Origin of the sequence: Amycolatopsis bullii (genome assembly GCF_014654205.1) — a bacterium.
GTDB classification, from domain to species: domain Bacteria; phylum Actinomycetota; class Actinomycetes; order Mycobacteriales; family Pseudonocardiaceae; genus Amycolatopsis; species Amycolatopsis plumensis.
The window spans coordinates 104,535-125,848 of the sequence record NZ_BNAW01000006.1 but is presented as its reverse complement, the minus strand read 5'-3'; the positions used below and the strand labels follow the sequence as shown (position 1 = coordinate 125,848).

The 21,314-nt window shown below is 70.9% G+C and carries 21 protein-coding genes and 1 pseudogene; 10 read left to right on the top strand and 12 right to left on the bottom strand.

Annotated elements, in window-relative coordinates; all coding sequences use genetic code 11:
* Positions 1–31 precede the first annotated feature (31 nt).
* The 4 genes from IE317_RS10540 to IE317_RS10525 all read left to right on the top strand — a co-directional run bounded on the left by IE317_RS10540 (position 32) and on the right by IE317_RS10525 (position 3,469).
* A complete protein-coding gene (locus IE317_RS10540) occupies positions 32–1,456 on the top strand; it encodes an MFS transporter (RefSeq protein WP_191308774.1) in 1,425 nt (474 codons plus the stop codon).
* A 199-nt stretch (positions 1,457–1,655) separates the two neighbouring features.
* Positions 1,656–2,180 carry an RNA polymerase sigma factor gene (locus tag IE317_RS10535; protein ID WP_191308771.1) on the top strand — a complete coding sequence of 175 codons (525 nt, stop codon included), beginning with the start codon at positions 1,656–1,658 and terminating at the stop codon, positions 2,178–2,180.
* Entirely contained in the window at positions 2,173–3,045 is an 873-nt protein-coding gene (locus tag IE317_RS10530; RefSeq protein ID WP_191308769.1) for a VOC family protein, read from the top strand. The genes IE317_RS10535 and IE317_RS10530 overlap by 8 nt, the downstream gene beginning before the upstream one ends.
* Before the next feature lie 46 nt (positions 3,046–3,091).
* Positions 3,092–3,469, top strand: coding sequence for a hypothetical protein (locus IE317_RS10525; RefSeq protein ID WP_191308766.1), 378 nt, complete (start codon positions 3,092–3,094; stop codon positions 3,467–3,469).
* Here the strand turns inward: IE317_RS10525 and IE317_RS10520 are convergent.
* The 3 genes from IE317_RS10520 to IE317_RS10510 all read right to left on the bottom strand — a co-directional run bounded on the left by IE317_RS10520 (position 3,466) and on the right by IE317_RS10510 (position 7,081).
* Positions 3,466–5,232, bottom strand: a complete 1,767-nt coding sequence (locus tag IE317_RS10520; protein WP_191308764.1) for a gamma-glutamyltransferase family protein — start codon at positions 5,230–5,232, stop codon at positions 3,466–3,468. The two genes, IE317_RS10525 and IE317_RS10520, sit on opposite strands and share 4 nt — an antisense overlap.
* Positions 5,233–5,259: 27 nt before the next feature.
* Positions 5,260–5,640, bottom strand: a complete 381-nt coding sequence (locus tag IE317_RS10515; protein ID WP_191308761.1) for a VOC family protein — start codon at positions 5,638–5,640, stop codon at positions 5,260–5,262.
* 136 nt (positions 5,641–5,776) lie between these two features.
* Entirely contained in the window at positions 5,777–7,081 is a 1,305-nt protein-coding gene (locus tag IE317_RS10510; RefSeq protein WP_191308759.1) for a UDP-glucose dehydrogenase family protein, read from the bottom strand.
* Between the two features lie 144 nt (positions 7,082–7,225).
* Between IE317_RS10510 and IE317_RS10505 the strand changes: the two genes are divergently transcribed.
* Positions 7,226–7,984, top strand: coding sequence for an SDR family NAD(P)-dependent oxidoreductase (locus IE317_RS10505; RefSeq protein ID WP_191308757.1), 759 nt, complete (start codon positions 7,226–7,228; stop codon positions 7,982–7,984).
* A gap of 51 nt (positions 7,985–8,035) precedes the next feature.
* Here IE317_RS10505 and IE317_RS10500 read toward each other — a convergent pair whose 3' ends face one another.
* From IE317_RS10500 to IE317_RS10490, 3 genes are all read right to left on the bottom strand, one after another.
* Positions 8,036–8,683, bottom strand: coding sequence for a class I SAM-dependent methyltransferase (locus tag IE317_RS10500; protein ID WP_191308756.1), 648 nt, complete (start codon positions 8,681–8,683; stop codon positions 8,036–8,038).
* Between the two features lie 134 nt (positions 8,684–8,817).
* On the bottom strand, positions 8,818–9,450 hold the full coding sequence (locus IE317_RS10495) for a PadR family transcriptional regulator (RefSeq protein WP_191308753.1): 633 nt from the start codon (positions 9,448–9,450) through the stop codon (positions 8,818–8,820).
* A gap of 83 nt (positions 9,451–9,533) precedes the next feature.
* Positions 9,534–11,174: a TM0106 family RecB-like putative nuclease gene (locus tag IE317_RS10490; protein ID WP_191308751.1), complete on the bottom strand. Its 1,641-nt coding sequence runs from the start codon at positions 11,172–11,174 to the stop codon at positions 9,534–9,536.
* Positions 11,175–11,264: 90 nt separating this feature from the next.
* Here IE317_RS10490 and IE317_RS10485 point away from each other — a divergent pair, with 90 nt between their 5' ends.
* Positions 11,265–11,726 carry a DUF6474 family protein gene (locus tag IE317_RS10485; protein WP_191308748.1) on the top strand — a complete coding sequence of 154 codons (462 nt, stop codon included), beginning with the start codon at positions 11,265–11,267 and terminating at the stop codon, positions 11,724–11,726.
* Positions 11,727–11,886: 160 nt separating this feature from the next.
* On the opposite strand, the gene IE317_RS10480 is transcribed toward IE317_RS10485, so the two are convergent.
* From IE317_RS10480 to IE317_RS10465, 4 genes are read right to left on the bottom strand one after another with little or no spacing between them, the layout of a single operon-like run.
* Positions 11,887–12,846, bottom strand: a complete 960-nt coding sequence (locus tag IE317_RS10480; RefSeq protein ID WP_191308746.1) for a glycine betaine ABC transporter substrate-binding protein — start codon at positions 12,844–12,846, stop codon at positions 11,887–11,889.
* Entirely contained in the window at positions 12,843–13,622 is a 780-nt protein-coding gene (locus IE317_RS10475) for an ABC transporter permease (RefSeq protein WP_191308743.1), read from the bottom strand. Before IE317_RS10475 ends, IE317_RS10480 begins: the two co-directional genes overlap by 4 nt.
* Positions 13,619–14,785: an ATP-binding cassette domain-containing protein gene (locus IE317_RS10470; RefSeq protein WP_191308741.1), complete on the bottom strand. Its 1,167-nt coding sequence runs from the start codon at positions 14,783–14,785 to the stop codon at positions 13,619–13,621. The genes IE317_RS10475 and IE317_RS10470 overlap by 4 nt, the downstream gene beginning before the upstream one ends.
* Positions 14,778–15,425 (bottom strand): ABC transporter permease, encoded by a 648-nt coding sequence (locus tag IE317_RS10465; RefSeq protein WP_191308738.1) that lies wholly within the window; start codon positions 15,423–15,425, stop codon positions 14,778–14,780. The genes IE317_RS10470 and IE317_RS10465 overlap by 8 nt, the downstream gene beginning before the upstream one ends.
* A gap of 292 nt (positions 15,426–15,717) precedes the next feature.
* On the opposite strand from IE317_RS10465, the gene IE317_RS10460 reads away from it, so the two are divergent.
* The 4 genes and pseudogenes from IE317_RS10460 to IE317_RS10445 all read left to right on the top strand — a co-directional run bounded on the left by IE317_RS10460 (position 15,718) and on the right by IE317_RS10445 (position 18,647).
* Complete coding sequence (locus tag IE317_RS10460; protein WP_191309124.1) at positions 15,718–16,212, top strand: hypothetical protein; 495 nt, start codon at positions 15,718–15,720, stop codon at positions 16,210–16,212.
* A 76-nt stretch (positions 16,213–16,288) separates the two neighbouring features.
* On the top strand, positions 16,289–17,044 hold the full coding sequence (locus IE317_RS10455) for a YcnI family copper-binding membrane protein (protein ID WP_191308736.1): 756 nt from the start codon (positions 16,289–16,291) through the stop codon (positions 17,042–17,044).
* Positions 17,045–17,613: pseudogene (locus IE317_RS10450) on the top strand (copper resistance CopC family protein).
* A gap of 5 nt (positions 17,614–17,618) precedes the next feature.
* Entirely contained in the window at positions 17,619–18,647 is a 1,029-nt protein-coding gene (locus IE317_RS10445; RefSeq protein WP_191308731.1) for a copper resistance D family protein, read from the top strand.
* 210 nt (positions 18,648–18,857) lie between these two features.
* Here IE317_RS10445 and IE317_RS10440 read toward each other — a convergent pair whose 3' ends face one another.
* Positions 18,858–19,745, bottom strand: coding sequence for a phosphotransferase family protein (locus IE317_RS10440; protein ID WP_191308728.1), 888 nt, complete (start codon positions 19,743–19,745; stop codon positions 18,858–18,860).
* Between the two features lie 22 nt (positions 19,746–19,767).
* Positions 19,768–21,153, bottom strand: coding sequence for a helix-turn-helix transcriptional regulator (locus tag IE317_RS10435; protein ID WP_191308725.1), 1,386 nt, complete (start codon positions 21,151–21,153; stop codon positions 19,768–19,770).
* Positions 21,154–21,314 lie beyond the last annotated feature (161 nt).

Genomic DNA, 21,314 nt, shown 5'->3' with positions numbered 1-21,314 from the left:
CCAGGTTCCGAGCGGGTCGATCGTAGTACTCATGACCACGACCTCTCTTGCGCCGAGCTCGGCCGGTGCTCAACTTCGGCCGGGACTGACCCCCGCCGGCCTGGTCACGGTGCTGCTGGGGGCGGCACTGCCGATCATCGACTTCTTCATCGTCAACGTCGCGCTGCCGACGATCGACGCCGACCTGCACGCGTCCACCGCCACCCTCGAGCTGGTGGTGGCGGCCTACGGCATCGCGTACGCGGTGCTGCTGGTGGTCGGCGGCCGCCTCGGCGACTCCTTCGGCAGGCGGCGGCTGTTCATCGCGGGCCTCTGGCTGTTCACGCTGACGTCCCTGGCCTGCGGAATCGCCCCGACGGCCGGCACGCTGGTGGTGGCCCGCGCCGCGCAGGGGGCGGCGTCGGCCCTGCTGCTGCCGCAGGTGCTCTCGATCATCCAGGCGACGACGTCGGGCGAGCAGCGGTCGCGCGCGCTCGGCCTGTTCGGCGCGACGGGCGGCATCTCGACGGTGGTCGGCCAGCTCCTCGGCGGCGGGCTGGTGGCGGCCGACCTGTGGGGCACCGGCTGGCGGCCGATCTTCCTGGTGAACGTCCCGATCGGCCTGGTGGTGCTGGTCATGGCCCGCAAGCTGCCGGAGAGCCGCGCGCACAACCCGCTGGGCGTCGACCGGCTGGGCACCGCGCTGCTGGCCGTGACGCTGCTGTCGTTGCTGGTCCCGCTGATGGAGGGCCGGGCACTGGGCTGGCCGGTGTGGACGATCGCGCTGCTGGCGGTGTTCCCGTTCGCGGCGGCCGCGCTCGTGCACGTCGAACGGCGGCTGGAGCGGCTCGGCGGAACGCCGCTGCTGCCGCCGTCGGTGCTGCGGCTGCCGAGCGTGCGCCGCGGGCTGATGGTGGCGGTGCCGTTCTTCGGCGCGTTCGGTTCGTTCATGTTCGTGTTCGCGATGACGCTGCAGGAGGGCCTGCACTACGGCCCGCTGGGTGCGGGTGGCGCGCTGACCCCGCTGGCGGTCGCGTACTTCACGGTGTCGATGCTGAGCAGCCGCCTGGTGGCCCGCTACGGCCCGAAGGTCGTCCCGATCGGCGGCGCGATCACGGCGGTGGGCATGGTGGCGCTGCTCTGCACGACGCTGTCGGCGTGGCCGCACGTGACGATCCTCGATCTGGCCCCGTCGATGGTGGCGATCGGTGTGGGGAACGCACTGGCGATGACGACGTTGTTCCGGATCGTGCTGTCCCACGTGCCGACGGACCTGGCGGGCGTGGGGTCGGGCGTGATGACGACCAATCAGCAGACGTCGCTGGCCCTGGGCGTGGCGACGCTGGGGAGTCTGTACGCGGCGCTGTCGGGTTCGCTGGGTTCGCGTGAAGCGTTCGCGCTGGTGATCGGCGTGGTGGCGGTGCTGGCGGCGATCGTCGCGATCACCGGGCGCCGGCTGCCGGACCCGCGGGCGTGACGGCGGAGAGGAAGGCGGACCACGCGGCCGGTGGCACTTCGAGTTGCCCCGGCCGCGGGCGCTTTCGAGTCCCGGGCGGCGATTGCGCGCTGTAGCCGGGAGCGGCGGGAGCACGTTGTCACCGTGCGGATCAACTGGCCGCCGGAAAAAAGCGAAGTTCACCCGTCGGAAAAGGTGGGCGCCGGACGACTATGAAGGTGTGACGGAACCTCGGGTACGACCGGACCCGGCCTTCGCGCTGCTCGGGCTGTACGAAACCGCCCTGCCGGAGGTCTACGGGTACCTGCTGTCCCGATGCGGTGACCGCACGCTCGCCGAGGAACTGACGTCCGAGACGTTCCTCGGGGCGGTCGCCGCCTGTCGCAAGGAGTACGCACCTCCAGTGAGCACCGGGTGGCTGATCGGCGTCGCCCGGCACAAGCTCGCCGACCACTGGCGGCGCACCGAACGTGAGGAACGCGGCCTGCGGCTCGTGCACGACAGCGAGCCGGACGTCGAGGACCCGTGGGACGACCAGCTCGACGCCCTGCGCGCGAGACAGGTGCTCGAGTCACTGGGGCCGCACCACCGGGCGGCGCTGACCCTGCGGTACGTCGACGGCCTCGGCGTCCCCGAGGTCGCCGGCCACCTGGGCCGCAGCGTGCACGCCACCGAGGCGTTGCTCGTGCGGGCCCGTGCCGCGTTCCGGCGCGCTTACGAGGAGAAGGAGGGTCGCGATGCCTGAGCCTTTCGACGCGCTTCGCCGTCCCTCCGAGCGGGTCGCGCCCGACCCGGACTTCGCCGCCGAACTGCGCGACAACCTGCGTCGCGCCATCTTGAACGGAGCCGATATGACGACCACTGCCGTCCCCGCCGCGACCGCGTCACCGCGTTCGCTGACGCCCTACCTGGCGGTTTCCGACGCCCGCGCGGCGCTCGACTTCTACGTCGAGGTCTTCGGCGCGATCCGCCGCGGCGACCCGATCCTGATGGACGACGGCCGGATCGGGCACGCGGAGCTGGCCATCGGGGACGCGGTGCTGATGCTCGCCGAGGAGCACCCGGAGATCGGGCACGTGGCTCCGCGCGAGGGCGGCGCTTCGGTGCGGGTCGAGGTTCCCGACGCCGACGCTTCGGTGGCCCGCGCCCTGGAACTGGGCGCGACGCTGATCCGTGCGGTGAGCGACTCCCCGTACGGTCGCGGCGGCTCGTTCCGCGACCCGTTCGGCCAGCGCTGGCTGGTGTCCCAGGCGGCCCCGAAGCCGTCCCCGGCTCCGGGCCAGGCCATGTACTTCACGTTCCAGGTGCCCGAGGCCGAGCCGGCGAAGTCGTTCTACGGAGCGGTGCTGGGCTGGGAGTTCACGCCGGGCTCGGTGTCGGATGCCTGGAGCTTCTCGGGCCCCGGTCTCGAAGGCGGCCTGTGGGCGGGTGACCGCCAGATCGGCTGGAAGCTGATGTACGCGGTGGCCGACCTCGACGCGGCGCTGACCCGCGTGCGCGAGCAGGGCGGCCGGGCGGGCGAGGTCGAAAACCACCCGTACGGACTGACCGCCGACTGCACCGACAACCAGGGCATCGAATTCTGGCTCTGGCAGCAGCCCGCGAAGTGAGGAATCCCATCCGCCGGGGCGGGCGTTCGGGCGCACACTCGGAAGCATGGCCGGGCAATGGGTGCCGCGTGACCACGACGAGCTGACCGCGGGATGGCGGTTGTGGCTCGAACTCGGCTCGTCGGCGTGGCCCCGCCCGGACTGGGACGGCACCCCGGACGAAGCCGTGCGCGGGCTCCGGGATCTGGTGGTGGCGTGCGATGAAATCGCTGCCGCGGCCGCGGGAACCGAAGTGGCCGCGCTCGTGCGGTCGATGCACCTGGCCGCGAGCTGGATCTGCGAACTGTGGTCCGGCGACACCACCCCGCTCGACGACGAGCGGATGGCGTTGCTGCACGGCGACCTCGCCGGGTTCGCCGAGCACGCCCTCGCCGTGCGAACGCTGCTCGCCGAGGGCGGCGGCTGGGCTTCGCTGCCGCTCTAGCGTCCGGCCGCGTAGCCCTGCATGCCGCGTGCGTTGGCCGCCGCGCGGAGGAGGCCGTCGGTCCGGGAAACCGCGGACAGGCGGCCCAAGGCCCAGTCTCCCGCGTCGACCACGGCGTGACCGCGGGCGCGGAGGGCGTCCAAAGTAGACTCTCCCAGGCGGGACTCCACCACCAGCTCGCGCGGGTTCCACGAGCGCGGGTAGAACGAACTCGGGAACGCCGTCGTGTGCCAAGCCGGCGAGTCGATCGACTCCTGCAGGTTGAGCCCGCCGTAGACGTGCGCGAGCCAGAAGCACAGCTGCCACTGGTCCTGCTGGTCGCCGCCGGGGGTGCCGAACGCCAGGGTCGGGACGCCGTCGCGCAGGGCCAGGGACGGGGACAGCGTGATGCGCGGGCGTTTGCGCGGGGCCAGGGAGTTCGGCAAACCCTGCTCCAGCCAGAACATCTGCCCCCGGGAGTCCAGGCAGAACCCCAGCGAGGGGATCGTCGGGCTGGACTGCAGCCAGCCTCCCGACGGCGTCAGCGACACCAGGTTGCCCGCCGCGTCGACGACGTCGAGGTGGACCGTGTCGCCACGGGTCTGGCCCTGGGGGCCGACCGTGGGCTCGCCCGTGGCGCCGTCGCCCGCCTCGATGCCCTGCAGCGAGTCCAGGATCGCCGGGAGACGCGCCGGGCCACGAGCGTCGCCTGGACGCAACACAGCAGACGCCGTGTCGGTGATCAAGGCGCGCCGGGCGTCCGTGTAAGACGGCGAAAGGAGCACGTCCAGCGGCACGTCGGTGTCGCCGTACCAGGCCTCGCGGTCCGCGAAGGCCAGCTTCGCCGCTTCGGTCGCCAGGTGCACCGTGCGTTCCGACGGGATTCCGTCCACATAGGACAGCTCGTCGCGGAAGCCGTGCAGCAGGAGCGCCTGCTGCAGCAGCGCCGGGCCCTGCGTCCAGCCGCCCATCTTGACCAGGCGCCAGTCGCCGACGTCCACGAACGCCGGGTCCTCGTACGACGCCGACCACGACGCCAGGTCGTCGCCCGTCAGCAGGCCCGCGTGGTCGCGGCCGGAGTCGTCGCGGAACGCCGTCCGGCTGAACGCTTCGATCGCTTCCGCGACGAAACCCTGGGACCAGGCACGACGACCCGCGTCGAGCTGCGCTTCGCGGCCCGAGACGGACTCCGCCTCGCGCAGCAGCCGCTCCCACGTGTCCGCCAAGGCCGGGTTGCGGTGCAGGCCGGCCGCGGGCTTGCCGTCCGGCATCCAGAGCGCCGCGGACGTCGGCCAGTGCTCGGTGAACAGGCGGGACACCGCGCGGATCGTGTCGCCGACCCGCGACACCAGCGGGACGCCGTTGCGGGCGTAGCCGATCGCGTACTTCAGCACCTCGCGAAGCGGCTTCGTGCCGTAGTCGCGTAGCAGCAGGAGCCAGGCGTCCCAGGCCCCCGGGACGGTCGCCGGAAGCAGGCCGCTGCCCGGGATCAGGTCCAGGCCCAGCGAAGCGAAGTGCGCAGCGGTGGCCCCCGCGGGCGACGGGCCTTGCCCGGCCAGCGCCCGCGGGGTCGGGTCGTCCGCCGTCACGAAGAGGCCGGGCACCTGGCCCGCCGGGCCGCACAGGTGCGGCTCGGCGACCTGGAGGACGAAGCCGGCGGCGACCGCCGCGTCGAACGCGTTGCCGCCGTCTTCCAGCACCGCCATCCCGGTGGCCGAGGCCAGCCAGTGCGTCGATGCCACCATCCCGAAGGTGCCGGTCAGCTCCGGCCTCGTCGTGAACATGCCTCGATAGTACGCAACGCTAACGAATTACCAAGCCGCCGGACGACGCCGCTCCGGCTCGTACGGCTGCGTGATGATTTCCATCCCGTTCCCGCCGGGATCGAGGAAATAGACACCACGACCGCCGTGGTTGTGGTTGATTTCGCCGATCTGCTTCCCCATCGGATCGGCGTGGTAGGTCACGCCGGTTTCGACGAGCCGCGCGAACACGGCGTCGAAGTCGTCTTCCGGGATCAGGAAGCAGTAGTGCTGCAGGCGCCGGTCCTCGTCGGGGATGGTCGCGAAGTCCAGCCGGACGCCGTTGCGCGTCTCGACGGGGACGAACGGACCCCATTCCTCGCCGACTTCGAGGCCGAGCAGGTTCGCCAGGAATTCGGCGGATTCCCGGTTGTCCCGGGACGGGATCATCAGATGGTTCAATTCAACGGATACGGAAACTGACACGGTTGAAATGCCTCCAGGGCACTCCCGCCACCTCCATGCCTCACCCAGCCGGTGACCGACACGCGATGCCGTGCCGATCACCCTAGTCAAGAAGGCGCGGTCAGGAAACCGTGATTCGCGCGGCCGCCCGCGGCCGTCCGACACCCTGCCAGGACAGCCCGGCGTCGACGATCACCCGCGGGTCGAGCAGGTTCCGCGTGTCGACGACGTCGATGCCTTCCATGAGCTCGGCCATCGCCGCCCAGTCGAGGTGCTTGAACTCGGCCCACTCGGTGAGCACGACGACGGCGTCCGCGTCCTTCGCGACCTGATAGGCGTCGTCGACGACGGTCATCCCGGCGATCTCGCCGTCGACCGCCGGGTCGTAGGCGATCAGCTCGGCGCCCAGCGCGCACAGCACCGAGGACACGGCGAGCGCGGGCGAGTCGCGCAGGTCGTTGGTGCCCGCCTTGAACGCCAGGCCCAGCACGCCGATCCGGGCGCCGGCCAGCGTCCCGCCCACCGCGCCGGCGATCTTCGCGACGATCCGGTCGCGCTGGGCCAGGTTCTCGTCGATGGCCGACGTCAGCATCGTGAAGTCGTAGTTCACCGACTCGGCCACCTTGACCAGCGCGCTGGTGTCCTTCGGCAGGCAGGAACCGCCCCAGCCGGGGCCGGGCTTGAGGAACGTCCGGCCGATCCGCCGGTCGTAGCCCATCCCCTCGGTGACCAGCGAGATGTCCGCGCCCAGCCGTTCGCAGAGTTCGGCGATGGAGTTGACGTAGGACAGCTTCAGCGCCAGGTAGCAGTTCGCGGCGTACTTGACCAGTTCGGCGCTGGCGGCGTCGGCGACGACGACCGGCGCGTCGAGCTCGGCGTACAGCTCACCGACCCAGCGCGCGGCGGCGAGGTCGTCCGAACCGACGACGATCCGGTCCGGGCCCAGGAAGTCCGCGACCGCGGTGCCTTCGCGCAGGAACTCGGGGTTCGACACCACCGGCACGTCGGTCCGGCCGACCAGCGCCTGGATCCGCTGCGAGGTGCCGACCGGCACGGTCGACTTGGTGACCAGCGCGCAGCCGGCGGGCAGGACGTCCCCGATCTCGGCCGTCACCGCCTCGACCGCACGCAGGTCGGCGGAGCCACCGGCGCCCATCGGCGTCGGCACGCAGAGGAACACCGCCTGCGCGTGGCGGACGGCGTCCCGCGCGCCGACGACGAACTGCAGGCGCCCGGCCGCGATCCCGCGGTGCACGAGGTCGGCGAGCCCGGGTTCGAGGATGTCGACGCGGCCGGCGGCCAGCCGCGAGACCTTCGCGCGGTCGACGTCCACGCAGGTGACGAAATGCCCGAGACTGGCCAGGCAGGCCCCCGTGGTCAAGCCGACGTATCCGGTTCCTACCACCACGATCCGAGCTGGCGTCATGGTGCTGAAGGTGACAGCCGGAGTTGACCACCGCGCTAACGGAACCGGTCGGGCCCGAAAGCGGTGAGCGAAGACACGAACGCTGCCCATGCGAACGAGCGTTAACCTGTCTCCGCGAACGTGAAGACGAAGGGAACCGCAAAGATGCAGATCACCGACACCGCGGCGCTCGTCACCGGGGGTGCGTCCGGCCTCGGCGGGGCGACGGCGAAGGCCCTCGCGGCCAAGGGCGCGCGGGTGTTCGCGCTGGACCTGGCGTCGTCGATCGAGAAGGCCGAGCAGGTCGACGGGATCACCTACGTCGAGGCCGACGTCACCGACGTCGAGCAGGTCGAGGCCGCCGTGGCGACCGCTTCGGGCTCCGGCGTGCCGCTGCGGACCGTGGTGAACTGCGCCGGTATCGGGCCGTCCGCGCGGATCCTGTCCAAGAAGGGCCGCCACGACCTCGCGCTGTACGCGAAGGTCATCCAGATCAACCTGGTCGGCACCTTCAACGTGCTCACCATCGCGTCCGAGGCGATCGCCAAGACCGAGCCCCTCGAAGACGACGCCCGCGGCGTCATCATCAACACCGCGTCCATCGCGGCGTTCGACGGCCAGATCGGGCAGGTCGCCTACTCGTCGTCCAAGGGCGGCGTCGTCGGCATGACGCTGCCCGCGGCCCGTGACCTGGCCTCGCACGGCATCCGCGTGCTGACCATCGCGCCGGGCATCGTCGACACCCCGATGCTGGCCACGGTCAGCGACGAGTTCCGCGCGTCGCTCGCCGCCGGTGTCCCGTTCCCGAAGCGGCTCGCGCGGCCGGACGAGTACGCCCAGCTCGCGCTGTCGCTGATCGACCACGACTACCTGAACGGCGAGGTCGTCCGGATGGACGGCTCGCTGCGGATGGCCCCGCGCTGACGCCGAGTGGGCGGGCACTTTCCCGGGAAAGTGCCCGCCTCCTCGGGCGGTTCAGCGGGTGAGGCGGACCTCGAGGCCGATGCCGTCGGTGGTGACCGAGCAGCCGCCGAACGCGCTCTCCGCGGCGAGCGTCTCGAACTGCTCACGCGTGAACGCGCGGCGCCGCAGCCACCCGAGCGTCTGCCGGACGGTGAACCCGGCGACCACGCCGACGTGCATCCCGGCCACCTCGCGGTCGATGTCCGCGCTGGTGGCCTCGTGGTTGAGGTCGTGGATCACCGCGTACCCACCCGGGCGCAGCACGCGGTGCATCTCGTTCAGCGCCGTCACCGGTTGCCGGAAGTTCTTGAACGCGGCCTGGCAGACAAGGAAGTCGAACGACTCGGACTCGAACGGCGCGTGCGTGATGTCGCCCTGGCGGAAGTCGATGCCCGGGCCGTTTTCCCGGGCGATCTCGACCATGGTGTGGCTGATGTCGAGCCCGGTGACGCGGTAGCCGCGCTTCGCCAGCTCGATGGCGAAGAAGCCGGGGCCGGGCGCGACCTCCAGGACTTCGGCACCGTCCGGCCAGCCCGCGGTGACCTCGGCCGCCTGCCGCCGGTACTGCGCGAGCTGGGCCTCGGTGCCGCGGTTCTTGGCGTACCAGCGGGCCTGGAACCCCTCCATCTCGGGCACTCGGTGCTTGCGGGTCGTCTCCATGGAGTTCTCCTCTTCGGTTGGACCGAACCGAAGAGCGCACCCGGTTATCCTTGCGGTGCCACCTCGGGGCCGGGCGTGCTCGGTTCGGGGTCGAGGACCCCGGGCGGTGTGCCAGCACCTCCCGGGGTCCGTGCTTATCTCTCCTCCACGAACTCCCCGAAGTCGTCGGGAAGCTCGCCGGTCTCGTGCCAGCGCCGCCAGGCCTCGATGCCCGGCAGGGTGCCGCTGGTCAGTTCGCCGAGGAAGCCGCGCACCCAGCGCGCCTCCGCCTCCGTCATCGCGATGTCGTACTCGACCTCGATCAGGAACATCCGCGGCATCAGCGGCCGCAGCTGCTCGAGCACGACCCGCTGCTTCCCGGCCCGCTCGTCGAGCTGGTCGAGCCGCTCCCGCAGCCCGCTGATCGCCTGGTCCGGCCCGAGGACGCCGATCATCGACAGCCCCGACCGGAACCGCGGCGGTTCCGGGTCGACCGTGCCGACGAGCTCGCGGACCCAGTCCTCGAACTCCTCGCGACCGGCCGGGGTGATCCGGTAGACGGTCCGTTCGGGCCGCCCGCCGTCCTTGACGCTCCCGACGGCCTCGATGAAGCCGTGTTTCTCCAGGTTGGCGACGACGGTGTAGAGCGAGCCCCACTTGATCGGCAGGTCCGCGTCCTTGCCGCGCTCCTTGAGCACGGCCGCCATCTCGTACGGGTGCCGCGGGCGTTCCGCCACGACGGACAGCACGGCCAGGCCGAGCAGGTTGCCGACCTTCCGCCGCTTCATTCCGACTCCTCGTCTACGAGTACTCGCAGACGAGTATTGCGCAGAACGCGTCAGCGGGCAAGTGTCTTAGTCGACAAAGCACCTCAGAGGTCGAACATGTACGGCACTTCGGCCTGGGCGCGCGCGTCGATCCACTCACGCAGCGCCCGGGTCGCGAGGACGTCGTCCTCGTTGTAGCGCAGGAGCCGCTCGCGCTGGTCGTCGTCCGGCTTCTCGCCGTCCATGCCCACGGCGTCGCGGTACCAGCGCATCGACGCCTCGCCGCCCGCCTCCGGGTCGCGCCAGGAAAAGCCGGCCACCGGCGCGATCACCTTCAGGCCCTTGCCGTGGGAGCACAGGAACTGGTCGGTGACGCTGCGGAAGAGGTCCACCCACTGCTCGGAATCCACAAAGGACTGGATGTCCTTCTTCGTGGGCACGCCGGGGTGGTCGCCGAAGCGCTCGACCGAGCCGAAGAGCCAGCGGTTCTCGGCGAGCGCGTTGTAGCAGTAGGCGCGGAAGGTCATTCCGGCCGCTTCGGTGCGCTCGCGGACGTCGGTGAGCCAGGCCCAGAACTCGGCGAAGGAGCGGGCCTCGTCGTCGGTGGGCAGCGGGTCCCAGGTCGCGAAGGCGCGGTAGCCCCGCGGGACGCCGATGTCGGCGCCGGTCAGCAGGCAGCCCCAGAGGTACGCGCCGGCGTCGCCGAAGCTCTCCATGTCGACGTCGACCTCGACGTCGGCGCGCGGCACCTCGACCCGGTCGACGCGGCGCACCAGGGTCAGGTCGGCCAGCCAGGCGCGGGCGAGCACGACGGCGTCCGGGAAGGTGACGCCCGTCCAGTTCACCGCCGGCGGTTCACCCGCCGGGTCGAGCGCGGCCAGGTTGTCCACAGTGGACACGCCGGCGCGGCGCAGCTCGACGGCGTCCTCGCCGCGCACGACCAGGCTGACGTCCCGGGTCTCGGTGAGCACGACCTCGCACGTCGGCCACCACGGGCAGCGCTTGCACTCCAGCACGCGCGACGGCTCGGCCAGCGGCTCCTCGCCGTTCGCGGCGGCGGTGGCGATGGCCAGCCGGTCGGCGAACCGGGCCTGGTACTCGGTGAGCGCGGTGCGCCCGCCCGGCCAGGTGCCCGCGGTGAGGTCGTGCCAGACGACGACATCGGCGTCGAGCCCGATGACGCCGCCGAGGGTGAGGCTCTCGTCGGCCTGCCCGAGCGTCTGCAGCATGCGGCGGATGTGCACGAGCTTGAGCTGGTCACGCGGCTGCGAGCGGACCTTGCGGCCCTCGTCGGCCTTCCGGTGCGCCGGGTCGAGGTCGGTCATTTCGGTGACGATCGCGCCGGTGCCGCGGTCGGTGATGCGGTGGCGCACGACGAGCACCGGGACGTAGCCGCGGCCGGTGCGCACCAGCAGGTCGATCCCGCCACGCCGGTGCCCGGCCGTGTCGACCGGCAGCAGCGCACCCCAGATGTAGCGCGCCCCGTCGGCGAAGGCCTGCAGCGTCTGCTCGACGCGCTCATGGGCGGGGAGGTCGCGGCCGATCTTCACCCAGTGGTCGTCGTTCGCGGCCATCAGCCGGGTGACGATGTCCTCGCGGTGGGCGGTGGCGTCGTCGATCCGCTGCTGGGCGGTGGGGTCGGGCGGGGAAAGCGGGACCTCGCGCATGGCGGGATCGTGCTCGAGGTGCACGCGGCGACGGCAGCGGCTGACCGCGCCCGCGTCGAGTACCACCTCGGTGTTCATGGAGATCACTCTAGATTCCCACCGCCGAGCCGACATGCCCGCCACCCAGGCGACCAGTAAGTTCGACCTCGACACGTCGCAGGAGGTGCCATGGCGCGCAAGGCCAAGGTCGAGGGTGAAGCCAGGTTCACCCCTAAAAGGGCGAAGAACGCGGTCGCGGTGGCGAAGGTGCTCGGGCCGGCGGTGATCCCGGTGGTGGCGCCGTTCGCGGTGCGCGCGGCGGGCGCGGCCCGGGAGGCGTACGACCGCTACCAGGCGCGCAAGCTGGGGGTCTCGGTCGACAAGCTGGGCTTGTACACCGGCCGCGGCGCGGCGCTGCACGCCCGGATCGCGGGGGTGGCCGAGGGCTGCCAGGACCTGCAGAAGTCGGAGAAGGCTTCGGACGCGGACCGGGAGTTCGCGCGCGGCGCGCTGGGAACGCTGGAGCAGCTGTCGGCTTCGGTCCGGGCGGCGGAGCGGATGCCGTCGGCGCGGCGGAAGTCGGTGCACCGGGCGGTGGCCGGCGAGCTGGAGCGGCTGGAGGGGCAGTTGTTGCACCGGCTCGGAATCTGACCGGGCAGCCCCCGCCCTGTCCCGGGGGGCGTCCCCTGGTCCAGTCTATCGGCGGCAGGGGCCAAAAACGGGTGCGCGGGAAATCTGTGGACAACTCCGCGCCTGTGGATGGCTGATTTGACAAACGGCCGGGCAACGTGATTGCTGCCCGGCCGTTCGGCTACCGGATGAAGCCCTTCTCGACCATCCAGTCGTGGGCTACCTTGCCCGCGTCCTCGCCGTCGACGTCCACCTGCTTGCACAGCTCGACCATCTGCTCGTTGTCGATCGCCGCGCTCACCTTTTCCAGGGGGCCGCGGACCTCCGGGTGCTGGTCGAGCCACTCCGTGCGCAGCGTGGCCACCGCGTTGTACTGGGGGAACGCCTTCTTGTCGTCCTCCAGGACCCGCAGGTTCAAGCCCGAGATCCGGCCGTCCGTCGTGAACACCTCGCCCACCGGGCAGGTTCCGCTCGCCACCGCCGAATAAATCGTGCCGATGCCGAAGTTCTTCACCGTGGGGTTCTGGAAGCCGTACGCCTTCACCGCGGCCGGGAAGCCGTCCTGGCGGCTGGTGAATTCCGTCTCCAGGCAGAACACCGCCTGGTCCGGCTTCTGCTTGATGAACGCCGCCAAGTCGGACGTCGTCTTCAGGTTGTTCTGAGCGCCGTACGCCTCCGTCACCGCGAACGCGTACTGGTCGTTCAGCGGCGAATAGTTCAGCCACGTGACGCCGAACTTCTCCTTGTCCGCCTTGGCCGTCGCCTCGTACTGGGCCTGCTCGCCGCCCGGGACCGGGAGCTCGTTGCCCTGGTAGTTGATCCAGCCCGTGCCCGTGTACTCCCACGTGACGTCGGTCTGCCCGGACAGCAGCGCCTGGCGCGACGAGTTCGACCCCTTGATGTCCGAGAGGTCCACGACGTCCGCGCCCGCGGCCGTCAACGCCATCTCGGCCATGTACGCCAGGATGATGTTCTCGGTGAAGTCCTTCGACCCCACCGTCACCTTCACCCCCTGCAGAGCCGGGATCGGCTGGATCGAGCCGGGCTTGATGTCGTACGGCACCGCCTGGTTGACCGTCAGGCCGCAGGACGACAGCGTGACGCCGAGCAGCGCCACGACCGCCAGTCGCCGGAGTTTCATCGCAGCCCCTTCGGTCCGAAGTACTGTTCGGCGACCGCGCCCAGCCAGTCGACCAGCAGCGCCAGCGCGACGGCCAATACCGAGCCGGTCACCAGCACCGAGGTCAGGTTCAGCTTGTAGCCGGTGTCGATCAGGAGCCCGAAGCCACCGGCGTTGACGAACATGCCGAACGTCGCCGTGCCGACCGCCAGGACCAGCGACGTGCGCAGGCCGGCCAGGATCAGCGGGACGGCCAGCGGCAGCTCGACGCGCCAGAGCACCGCGCCCGCCGACATGCCGATGCCGCGGCCCGCGTCGATCAGGGCCGGGTCGACCTGCTGGATGCCGACCATCGTGTTCCGCAGCACCGGCAGCAGCGAGTAGAACGCCAGCGGCAGCGCGGCCACCCAGATCCCGCCGGTCGCGCCGGTGACGATGAACCACAGCACCAGCACGCCGAGCGCGGGCGCGGCCTGGCCGATGTTCGCGATGGCCAGGAAGACCGGGGCCAGGAAGCGCGCCCACGGCCGCGTGACGATCACCCCGAGCGGCACCGCGACCAGCACGACGATCGCGGTCACCACGAGCGTCATCAGCACGTGGTCCCCCAACGCCGTGAGCAGGGTCGACGCGTTGAGCGTCGCCTTCTCCGTCGCGTTCAGCCCGCTGGAGAACACGGCGACCAGCGTCACCGCGACGATCACCAGCACCGCGATCGGCTGGGCGAACAGCCGGACGCGTTCCGCGCGTTTCGAGCCCGATTCAGTGCTGAAGCCGGTGTCGACGGCTGCTGTCATGCCGGCACCTCTTCGTCGTTCGTGTGCTCCTCGCGCAGCTGCTGGATGGTCGCGATCACCGTGTCCAGCTGGATGGTGCCCGCGTACTCCCCGCGCGCGCCGGTGACCGGCACCGACCCGCCTTCGGCGAGCATCGCCTCGAGCGCGTCCTGCAGCGTCGACTGCAGGCTGACGACGTCGCGCAGCGGCTTGCCGAGGTTGGCCAGCGACGTCGCCGACGTCAGCTCGCGGACGTGCACCCAGCGCGTCGGACGGCGCCGCGCGTCCAGCACCAGCGCGAAGTGCTTGCGCGAGGACTGGAGCTTCTCGCGCACCGAAGCGGGCGACTCGTCGGCGGTCACCGTGAGCGCGTCCTGCTGGAGTTCGACGTCCCGGACGCGCAGCAGGGTCAGCTGCTTCAGCGACGCGCCCGCGCCCACGAAGCCCGCGACCGTGTCGTCCGCCGGGTTCGCCAGGATCGCTTCGGGCGTGTCGTACTGCAGGATCGTCGACTGGTTGCCGAGCACCGCGATCTTGTCGCCCAGCTTCACGGCCTCGTCGAAGTCGTGCGTGACGAAGACGATCGTCTTCTTCAGCTCGGTCTGCAGCCGCAGCAGCTCGTCCTGCAGGTTGCCGCGGGTGATCGGGTCGACCGCGCCGAACGGCTCGTCCATCAGCAGCACCGGCGGGTCCGCGGCGAGCGCCCGCGCCACGCCCACGCGCTGCTGCTGCCCGCCGGAGAGCTGGCGCGGGAAGCGGTCGCGGAAGTCGGCCGGGTCGAGCCCGACCAGGTCCATCATCTCCTCGACGCGGTCGTTGACCTTCTTCTTGTCCCAGCCGAGCAGGCCCGGCACCACCGCGATGTTCTGCGCGACGGTGAAGTGCGGGAAGAGCCCCGCCTGCTGGATCGCGTAGCCGATGCGGCGGCGCAGGGTGTCGACGTCGAGCTTCAGCGCGTCCTCGCCGCCGATGGTGATCCGGCCGGACGTCGGCTCGATCAGCCGGTTGATCATCCGCATGGTGGTCGTCTTGCCGCAGCCGGACGGGCCGACGAAGACGACGATCTTGCCGGCCGGGACGACCATCGAGAAGTCGTCGACCGCCGGGGTGCGGGTGCCGGGGTACCGCTTGGTCACGTGCTCCAGCTCGATTTCGACGCCGGAGACTTCCTCGTTCTCAGCCACGGACACCCCTAGAGACGGTGAAGCGCTTGATCATGACGTAGACGCCGTCGAGGAGCAGGGCGAGGATGACCACCCCGACCGTGCCGGTGACGGCTTGGTTGAGGGAGTTCGTGCTCCCCGCGTTCGTCAGGCCGGAGAAGACCTCGGCGCCGAAGCCGGGCCCCTTCGCGTAGGCGGCGATCACCGCGATGCCCATCAGCATCTGGGTGGCCACCCGCATGCCGGTGAGGATCGCCGGCCAGGCCAGCCGCAGCTCGACGCGGGTGAGCACGCCGAAGCGGCTCATCCCGATGCCGCGGGCGGCGTCGGTGACCGCCGGGTCGACCCCGTCGAGCCCGACGATGGTGTTCCGGACGATCGGCAGCAGGCCGTAGAGCACCAGCGCGATCACGGCGGTCGTCGGACCGAGCCCCGAAACCGGGATCAGCAGGCCCAGGAGGGCGAACGACGGGACCGTCAGGATCGTGCTCGCCAGCGCCGTGGCCACCGCCGAACCGATCGGGCTGCGGTAGACCGCGACCCCGATCAGCACGCCGAGGACCGCGGCGATGACCGTGCACTGCACCACCATGCTGGTGTGCAGGTAGGCCTCCAGCCACAGCTTGCCCGCCCGGTCGGAGATGTAGTCGAAGAGGTTCATCCGTGTTCGCTCTCCCGCCCTTCGCGCCGGCCTTCACCCGAACGGGCTAGTTCCTGACCAGCGGCTCAGTACCCACGACACTGCCGTCCGAAACCCGCGTCCTCGGCCCACCGTGGCCCAGTCGGCGGAGATCGGCAACAAATCGCCTGAACCACCGCGTGGCGCGGGCCGTGAACTCGGTGTGTGCTCAGTTCACGGGATCACACGTTCACGGCGGAGCAGGTCCCTTAGGCTGCTCTTCATGAGCGATCCGACACGGCGTCCCGCCGTGCTCGGAGCTACCCGCGGAGCATTGCTCGCCGTGTGCGCCGGTGCACTTTCCGTCACCGCGCACCGGATCGCCGACGGTGGCCTGCCGGACCCGGCGATGACCGTGCTGCTCGCCGGCCTGTTCGGCTGGACCGCGAACGCGCTCGCCGGCAAGGCGCGCGGACCGGTCGCCACGATCGCCCTGCTCGGGACCGCCCAGCTGGTGATGCACCTGCTGCTGACCACGCTCGCCGACCACCACGACATGGACGCGACGCCCGGACCGACCGGGCTCGGCATGACCGCCGCGCACGTGCTCGCCACGGTGCTCACCGCGCTCCTGCTCGCCCGCGCGGACACGATGCTCCTGACGGTGCTGGCCGTGCTGCGCGCGATCCTGCCGCGGCTGCTCACCCCGCTGCCGGTGCCGTCCGCGGCGCCCGCGCTCGTCCCGGTCCGTCCGGGCGGCCCGGACCACCTCGTCGGCGTCGACCTGCGCCGGATCCGCGGGCGGCGCGGCCCGCCCGCGCACTCCTGAACCCAGCTCGTCTCCGAAAAACGGCCGGTCCCCGCACCGAGCCGTCCCCTTTCTTGAGTTCATCAGGAGTGAACCCATGTCCCAGCACGTCTTCAAGCGCGCCGGTTTCCTCGTCGCCGCCGTCGGTGTCGCCGGTCTCCTCGGCACCGGCGTCGCGTCCGCGCACGTGACGGCCAACGTCTACGGCCCGCAGCCCACGAAGGGCGGCTACGCGGCGATCGTCTTCCGCGTGCCGAGCGAGGAGAAGGACCCCATCACCACCACGAAGGTCGCCGTCGACTTCAAGGCGGACTACGGCATCGGCTCGGTGCGGACCAAGCCGGTGCCCGGCTGGACCGCCGAGGTGACGAAGTCGAAGCTGCCCACCCCGATCACCAAGGACAACGGGACGCAGATCACCGAAGCCGTCACCGCGGTCACCTGGACCGCGCAGCCGGGCAACGAGCTCAAGGCCACCGACTACCAGGAGTTCTCGGTCTCCTTCGGCCCGCTGCCGACCAACGTGGACCAGGTGGAGTTCCCGGCCCACCAGACCTACAGCGACGGCAAGGTCGTCGACTGGAACCAGCCGACCCCGGCGAACGGCGAGGAGCCGGAGCACCCGACGCCGGCCGTCAAGCTGGCCGCGAAGTCGGAGGGCGACGAACACGGGATGGCCGCGAACACGGCGGCCACCACCGGGGAGCACACTGAAGCCGCGGCGGCGTCCGACACCACGGCCCGCTGGCTCGGCGGGGCCGGTCTGCTCGTCGGCGCCATCGGCCTCGGCGTCGGGGCCGGCGCGACCATCCGGGCGCGCAAGGCCACGGCCAAGTCGGGAGGCAACAGCTAAATGCGCGGTGTGCTCGTCGCGCTGGCGTTGACCGGGGTGGGCGGGTGCTCGGCACGGCCACCCCGGCGCTGGCGCACAACGTGCTGATCTCCTCGGACCCGGCGAACGGCTCGTCCGTCGCCGCCGGCCCGGCGAAGATCAGCCTGACCTTCGACCAGTACGTGCAGGGCGCGGACGTCAACCAGATCGCGGTGACCGGGCCCGGCGGCGGCCAGTGGGCCGAGGGGCCGATCGGCGTGGTGAACAACGTCATCAGCGCGCCCCTGCGGCCGCTCGGGCCGGCCGGGAAGTACACCGTCGGCTACCGGGTGCTGTCCGCGGACGGCCACCCGGTGACCGGGGAGTTCTCCTTCACCCTGACGACGGCCGGCACCGGCACCCCGGCGTCCGTCGACGCGGCGAGGTCGCCGGGCGGTTCGTCGCAGGCGGCGCCGCAGTCGTCGTCGACCGGCGTGCCGATCTGGGTCTGGATCGCCGGCGCCGTCGTGCTGCTGGCCATCGGGCTGACCGTGGCCCTGCGCTCGGGCGGCAAGGTCAGTGAAGAAAACCCAGCGGAGAAGAAGCAGTAGTTCAGATGACCCAGGCCGAGACCACCGCGAAACCCCGCTACGCGACGCTGTTCTGCGTCGTGACGGCGGGCCTGCTGGGCGCCCTCATCGGCGTCGCGCTCACCGCCACCGCCCCGGTCCCCGGCGTGGTGCAGCCCGACGCGGTGGTCTCGGCCGGGATCCCGGTCGTCCGGGTCCTGCTCGACCTCGCCGCGGTCACCACCATCGGGCTCGCGCTGCTGTCCGTGCTCGTCGGCTACGACCGGCCGAAGCTGACCGAGCCGGTCATGCGGCTGGCGCGCCCGGGCGGTGTCGCGGCCGCGCTCGTCTGGGCCACGGCCGCGGTCGTCGCGCTGATCCTGCAGACCGCGGAGTACAAGCCGGGTTCGGCGACGCTCTCGGCGTCCGACATCGGCCGGTACATCGCCGACGTCGGAGCCGGGAAGGCGCTCGTCATCGTCGCGGTGCTCGCGCTGGTCCACGCCGGGATCGGCGCGCTGGCCCTGCGCTTCGGCGAGAAGGTGCCCGCCGAGGTCCGCGTCGGACTCGGCCTGTTCGCGCTGCTGCCGCTGCCGGTCACCGGGCACGCGTCGAACTGGAACTACCACGACTACACGATGATCTCGATGGAGCTGCACGTCATGAGCGCGGTCGCCTGGACCGGCGGCCTCGGCGCGATGGCCGTGCTCCTCGTGGCGAACCGGACGCTGCTGGCGCACGCGCTGCCCCGGTTCTCGAAGCTCGCGACGCTCTGCCTGGCCCTCTCCGCGGCGACCGGGCTGTTCAACGGTCTGGTCGAAATCTCGCTGAACCCGACCATCGGGTTCTGGGCGGCGATCTTCACGACGCCGTACGGGCAGCTGCTCGTCCTGAAGCTCGTGTGCACCGGTGTCATCGCGCTGCTCGGCGCGAACGTCCGCTGGCGCCTGATGCCGCGGATCGTCCGGCACGACCGGACGGCGCTCGCCGCGTGGGCGACGCTCGAGCTGACCGTGATGGGCCTGGCGTTCGGCTTCGCCGTGGTGCTGACGCGGGCGCCGGTCGTCGCCTCCTGAACGTCGTCGCCGCAGGTAGAACCCGGTTGAAGTGACGGCGAGTAGCTGCAACTTGCGCATTGGGCTGACCGGTAATCCATTGGGGGTGACTGGTCGGGCCGAACTTTCTACCCTGAGCTGACCCCCTTTCTGATGCGACGAACGGTCATTTGCAGTCGGCGAATGCACGTGCAGCTTGTGGCGTCGATCACAAGATGTGACAGATTGCGGTCAGCGGTAACGCGTCCACCGCGCGTCCGTCCGCGCGTTCCGGAAATCGTCCAGACGGCGGAAGAGCTCGGGCCGGACCTGCGGCCGGCTGCGCAGGATCGGCAGCACGCTGGTGGTCAGCTTCAGCTCCCGGATGCCCCGGAGGACGGCGAAACCGGACCACGACGTCACGTCGAAGCCGTATTCCGCGGCGAACGTCCGGTAGCGCACCGGGGGGTCACCGAACCGCTCGCGGCCGACGGCCAGCGGCGTCAGGTCCCATTCCGGCGGCCCGACGCACGAGGAATCGAAGTCGCAGAGCACCGGGCCGTCCGGGCCCGGAATGACGTTGCCGGGGTACGCGTCGCCGTGGACCAGACCTCTGGGCAGCGGAAACTCCAGCCCGGCCAGCTCGGCTTCGAGCTCGGCGCAGCGGTCGAGCAGGAACTCCCGGTCGGCGTCGCTGATCTCTTCGGCGTCGGACACCCGGGCCCGCACCGCGGCGAACGGCGCCCACTCGGCGAGGCCGGGCGGCGGTGGCAGGGCGTGCACCCGGCGCAGCAGCCGGGCCAGGTCGACCGACGTCGCGGCCCGGCCGATGCTCGGCACCTGGTGCCACACGGTCACCAGGTGCCCGCCGACTTCCAGGGGCTGTTCGACGTCGCCGAGCAGCCGGATCGCCGGGACGCCGTGGTGTTCGAAGTGCCGGGCCACCTGCACCACCGTGCCGACGCGGTGCCGCAGCTGCGTCGACCCGACGATCCGGACCACGAATGGCGCGGTGACCAGCGCGTACACGGCGTTGTTGGTGAACCGCAGCAGCCGCGCGCCCGCCGGGTCGAGTCCCAGCAGCGCGCAGGTCTCAGCCAGCACTTCCCGCAGCTTCCCGGCGGTGAACCGGCCGTCCAAGATGGAGCCGGCGCTTCCGGGGTCAGGCGGCGTAGAAAGCGTGGAGGCGGTCGGCGAGGTCACGGGCGTCGGCGTTGTTGCGGCGGCGCTCGGCCTCCTCCTGCAGGGGCCGCATGCGGTCCTTGACGCGCTCGGACTTGATGCCCTCGGCGCAGTCGATGGCCTTGCCGCCGACCTTGGCGCCGTGGTCGAGGTCGCCGTCGAGCAGGTGGTTGGTGGCGAGCGCGCTCAGCATGAACGTCTTGGAGCGGGCCATTTCGTCGTCGTAGGACTCGACGGCCCTGGTCAGCGCGGGGATCGCGTACTTGGTGTGCTCGGCGTTCTTCTGCGCGAGCACCGTGTGGACGGTGCCGACCATGGCGTAGACGTCGGTCTCGGTGAAGAACTTGACCCACGACTCGGCTTCGGCCAGGTTGGCGCGCTCGAACTCGTCCTTGCTCCGGCCGAGCAGCTTCACCGCCTGCTCTTCGTTGCCCATCATCGCGTAGGCCCAGGCCTCGTTCGCGCACAGGACGGAGACGGCCAGCTCGGAACCGCTTTCCTGGGCGGCGATCTGGCCCAGCTGGAACAGCTTCAGCGCGTCGTTCGGGGCGTCCTGGTGCAGGTAGACGCGGCCCATGCGGTAGAGCACGTTGGCCACCAGCGGGTGGTTTTCGCCCTGCTTGGCCAGGTCCAGCGCGTTCGCGAAGTGACCGCGGGCGGAATCCATCAGGCCGGTGTCGAAGGAGGTCCAGCCGGCGAGGGAGTGCAGGTCGGCGAGCGCCACGTACAGCCGGTTCTTCACCAGCTCGGTGCCGTGCGCTTCGAGCATCTGCTGCCCCCAGGACAGCTGGGCCACGACGGCGTCGCGGCAGAACCCGCCGCCGTACTGGTAGTCGAGCGCCCGGAGCGCCCGCGTCGCGGCTTCGACCTGGCGGACGTCGGTCATGCCGATGCGCCCGGGCGCCGGCGTCCTGGCCGGTCCGGCCGACCAGGTGCCCGATTCCGGACCGAACACCGCCGCGCCCATCGTGACCTGGGCAGCGTGCGCGAGGAACCTCCGTCGCTTCACGGACTCGTCCTCCTCAGCCTGCTGGCCGTCGGCGGAGCCGACGACCCGTATCGCCGTGGCCTCGTCGTAGGCGAGGCCCATGTACCCACGGGGGACGCCCAGGCCGTCGGCGATCCTCGTGAGCACGTCGTAGGCCATGACCTGGCGACCCTTGAGGATCTCCGACACCTCGGACTGGGACTGGCCGGTCATCGCGGCGATCTGGCGCTGCGAGACACCGTGCTTGCGCAGGAGCCGGTACACGGCGCTGATCTCGCGCGACGCGAGAGCCGATCTCATCTCCGGCTGTTCCCACGCGTCAGCGGGAACTGCGTGGCTCTGCCGGGCTTCGGCACTGCCACCGTTACTGGCGTCCATCGCGCCCCCTCCACTGTCCGGTCGGGCGTCTGTGAAACAGCGTAGGCAAACCTGGGGAACCGTGTGAACAGCCGAACTGGTGCCCTGATCGGTCCGGGCGAAGTCCGCTGACCGCTTACCGTGGAACCGAGTCCAGTCACCGCTATGACGCCGATTCCACC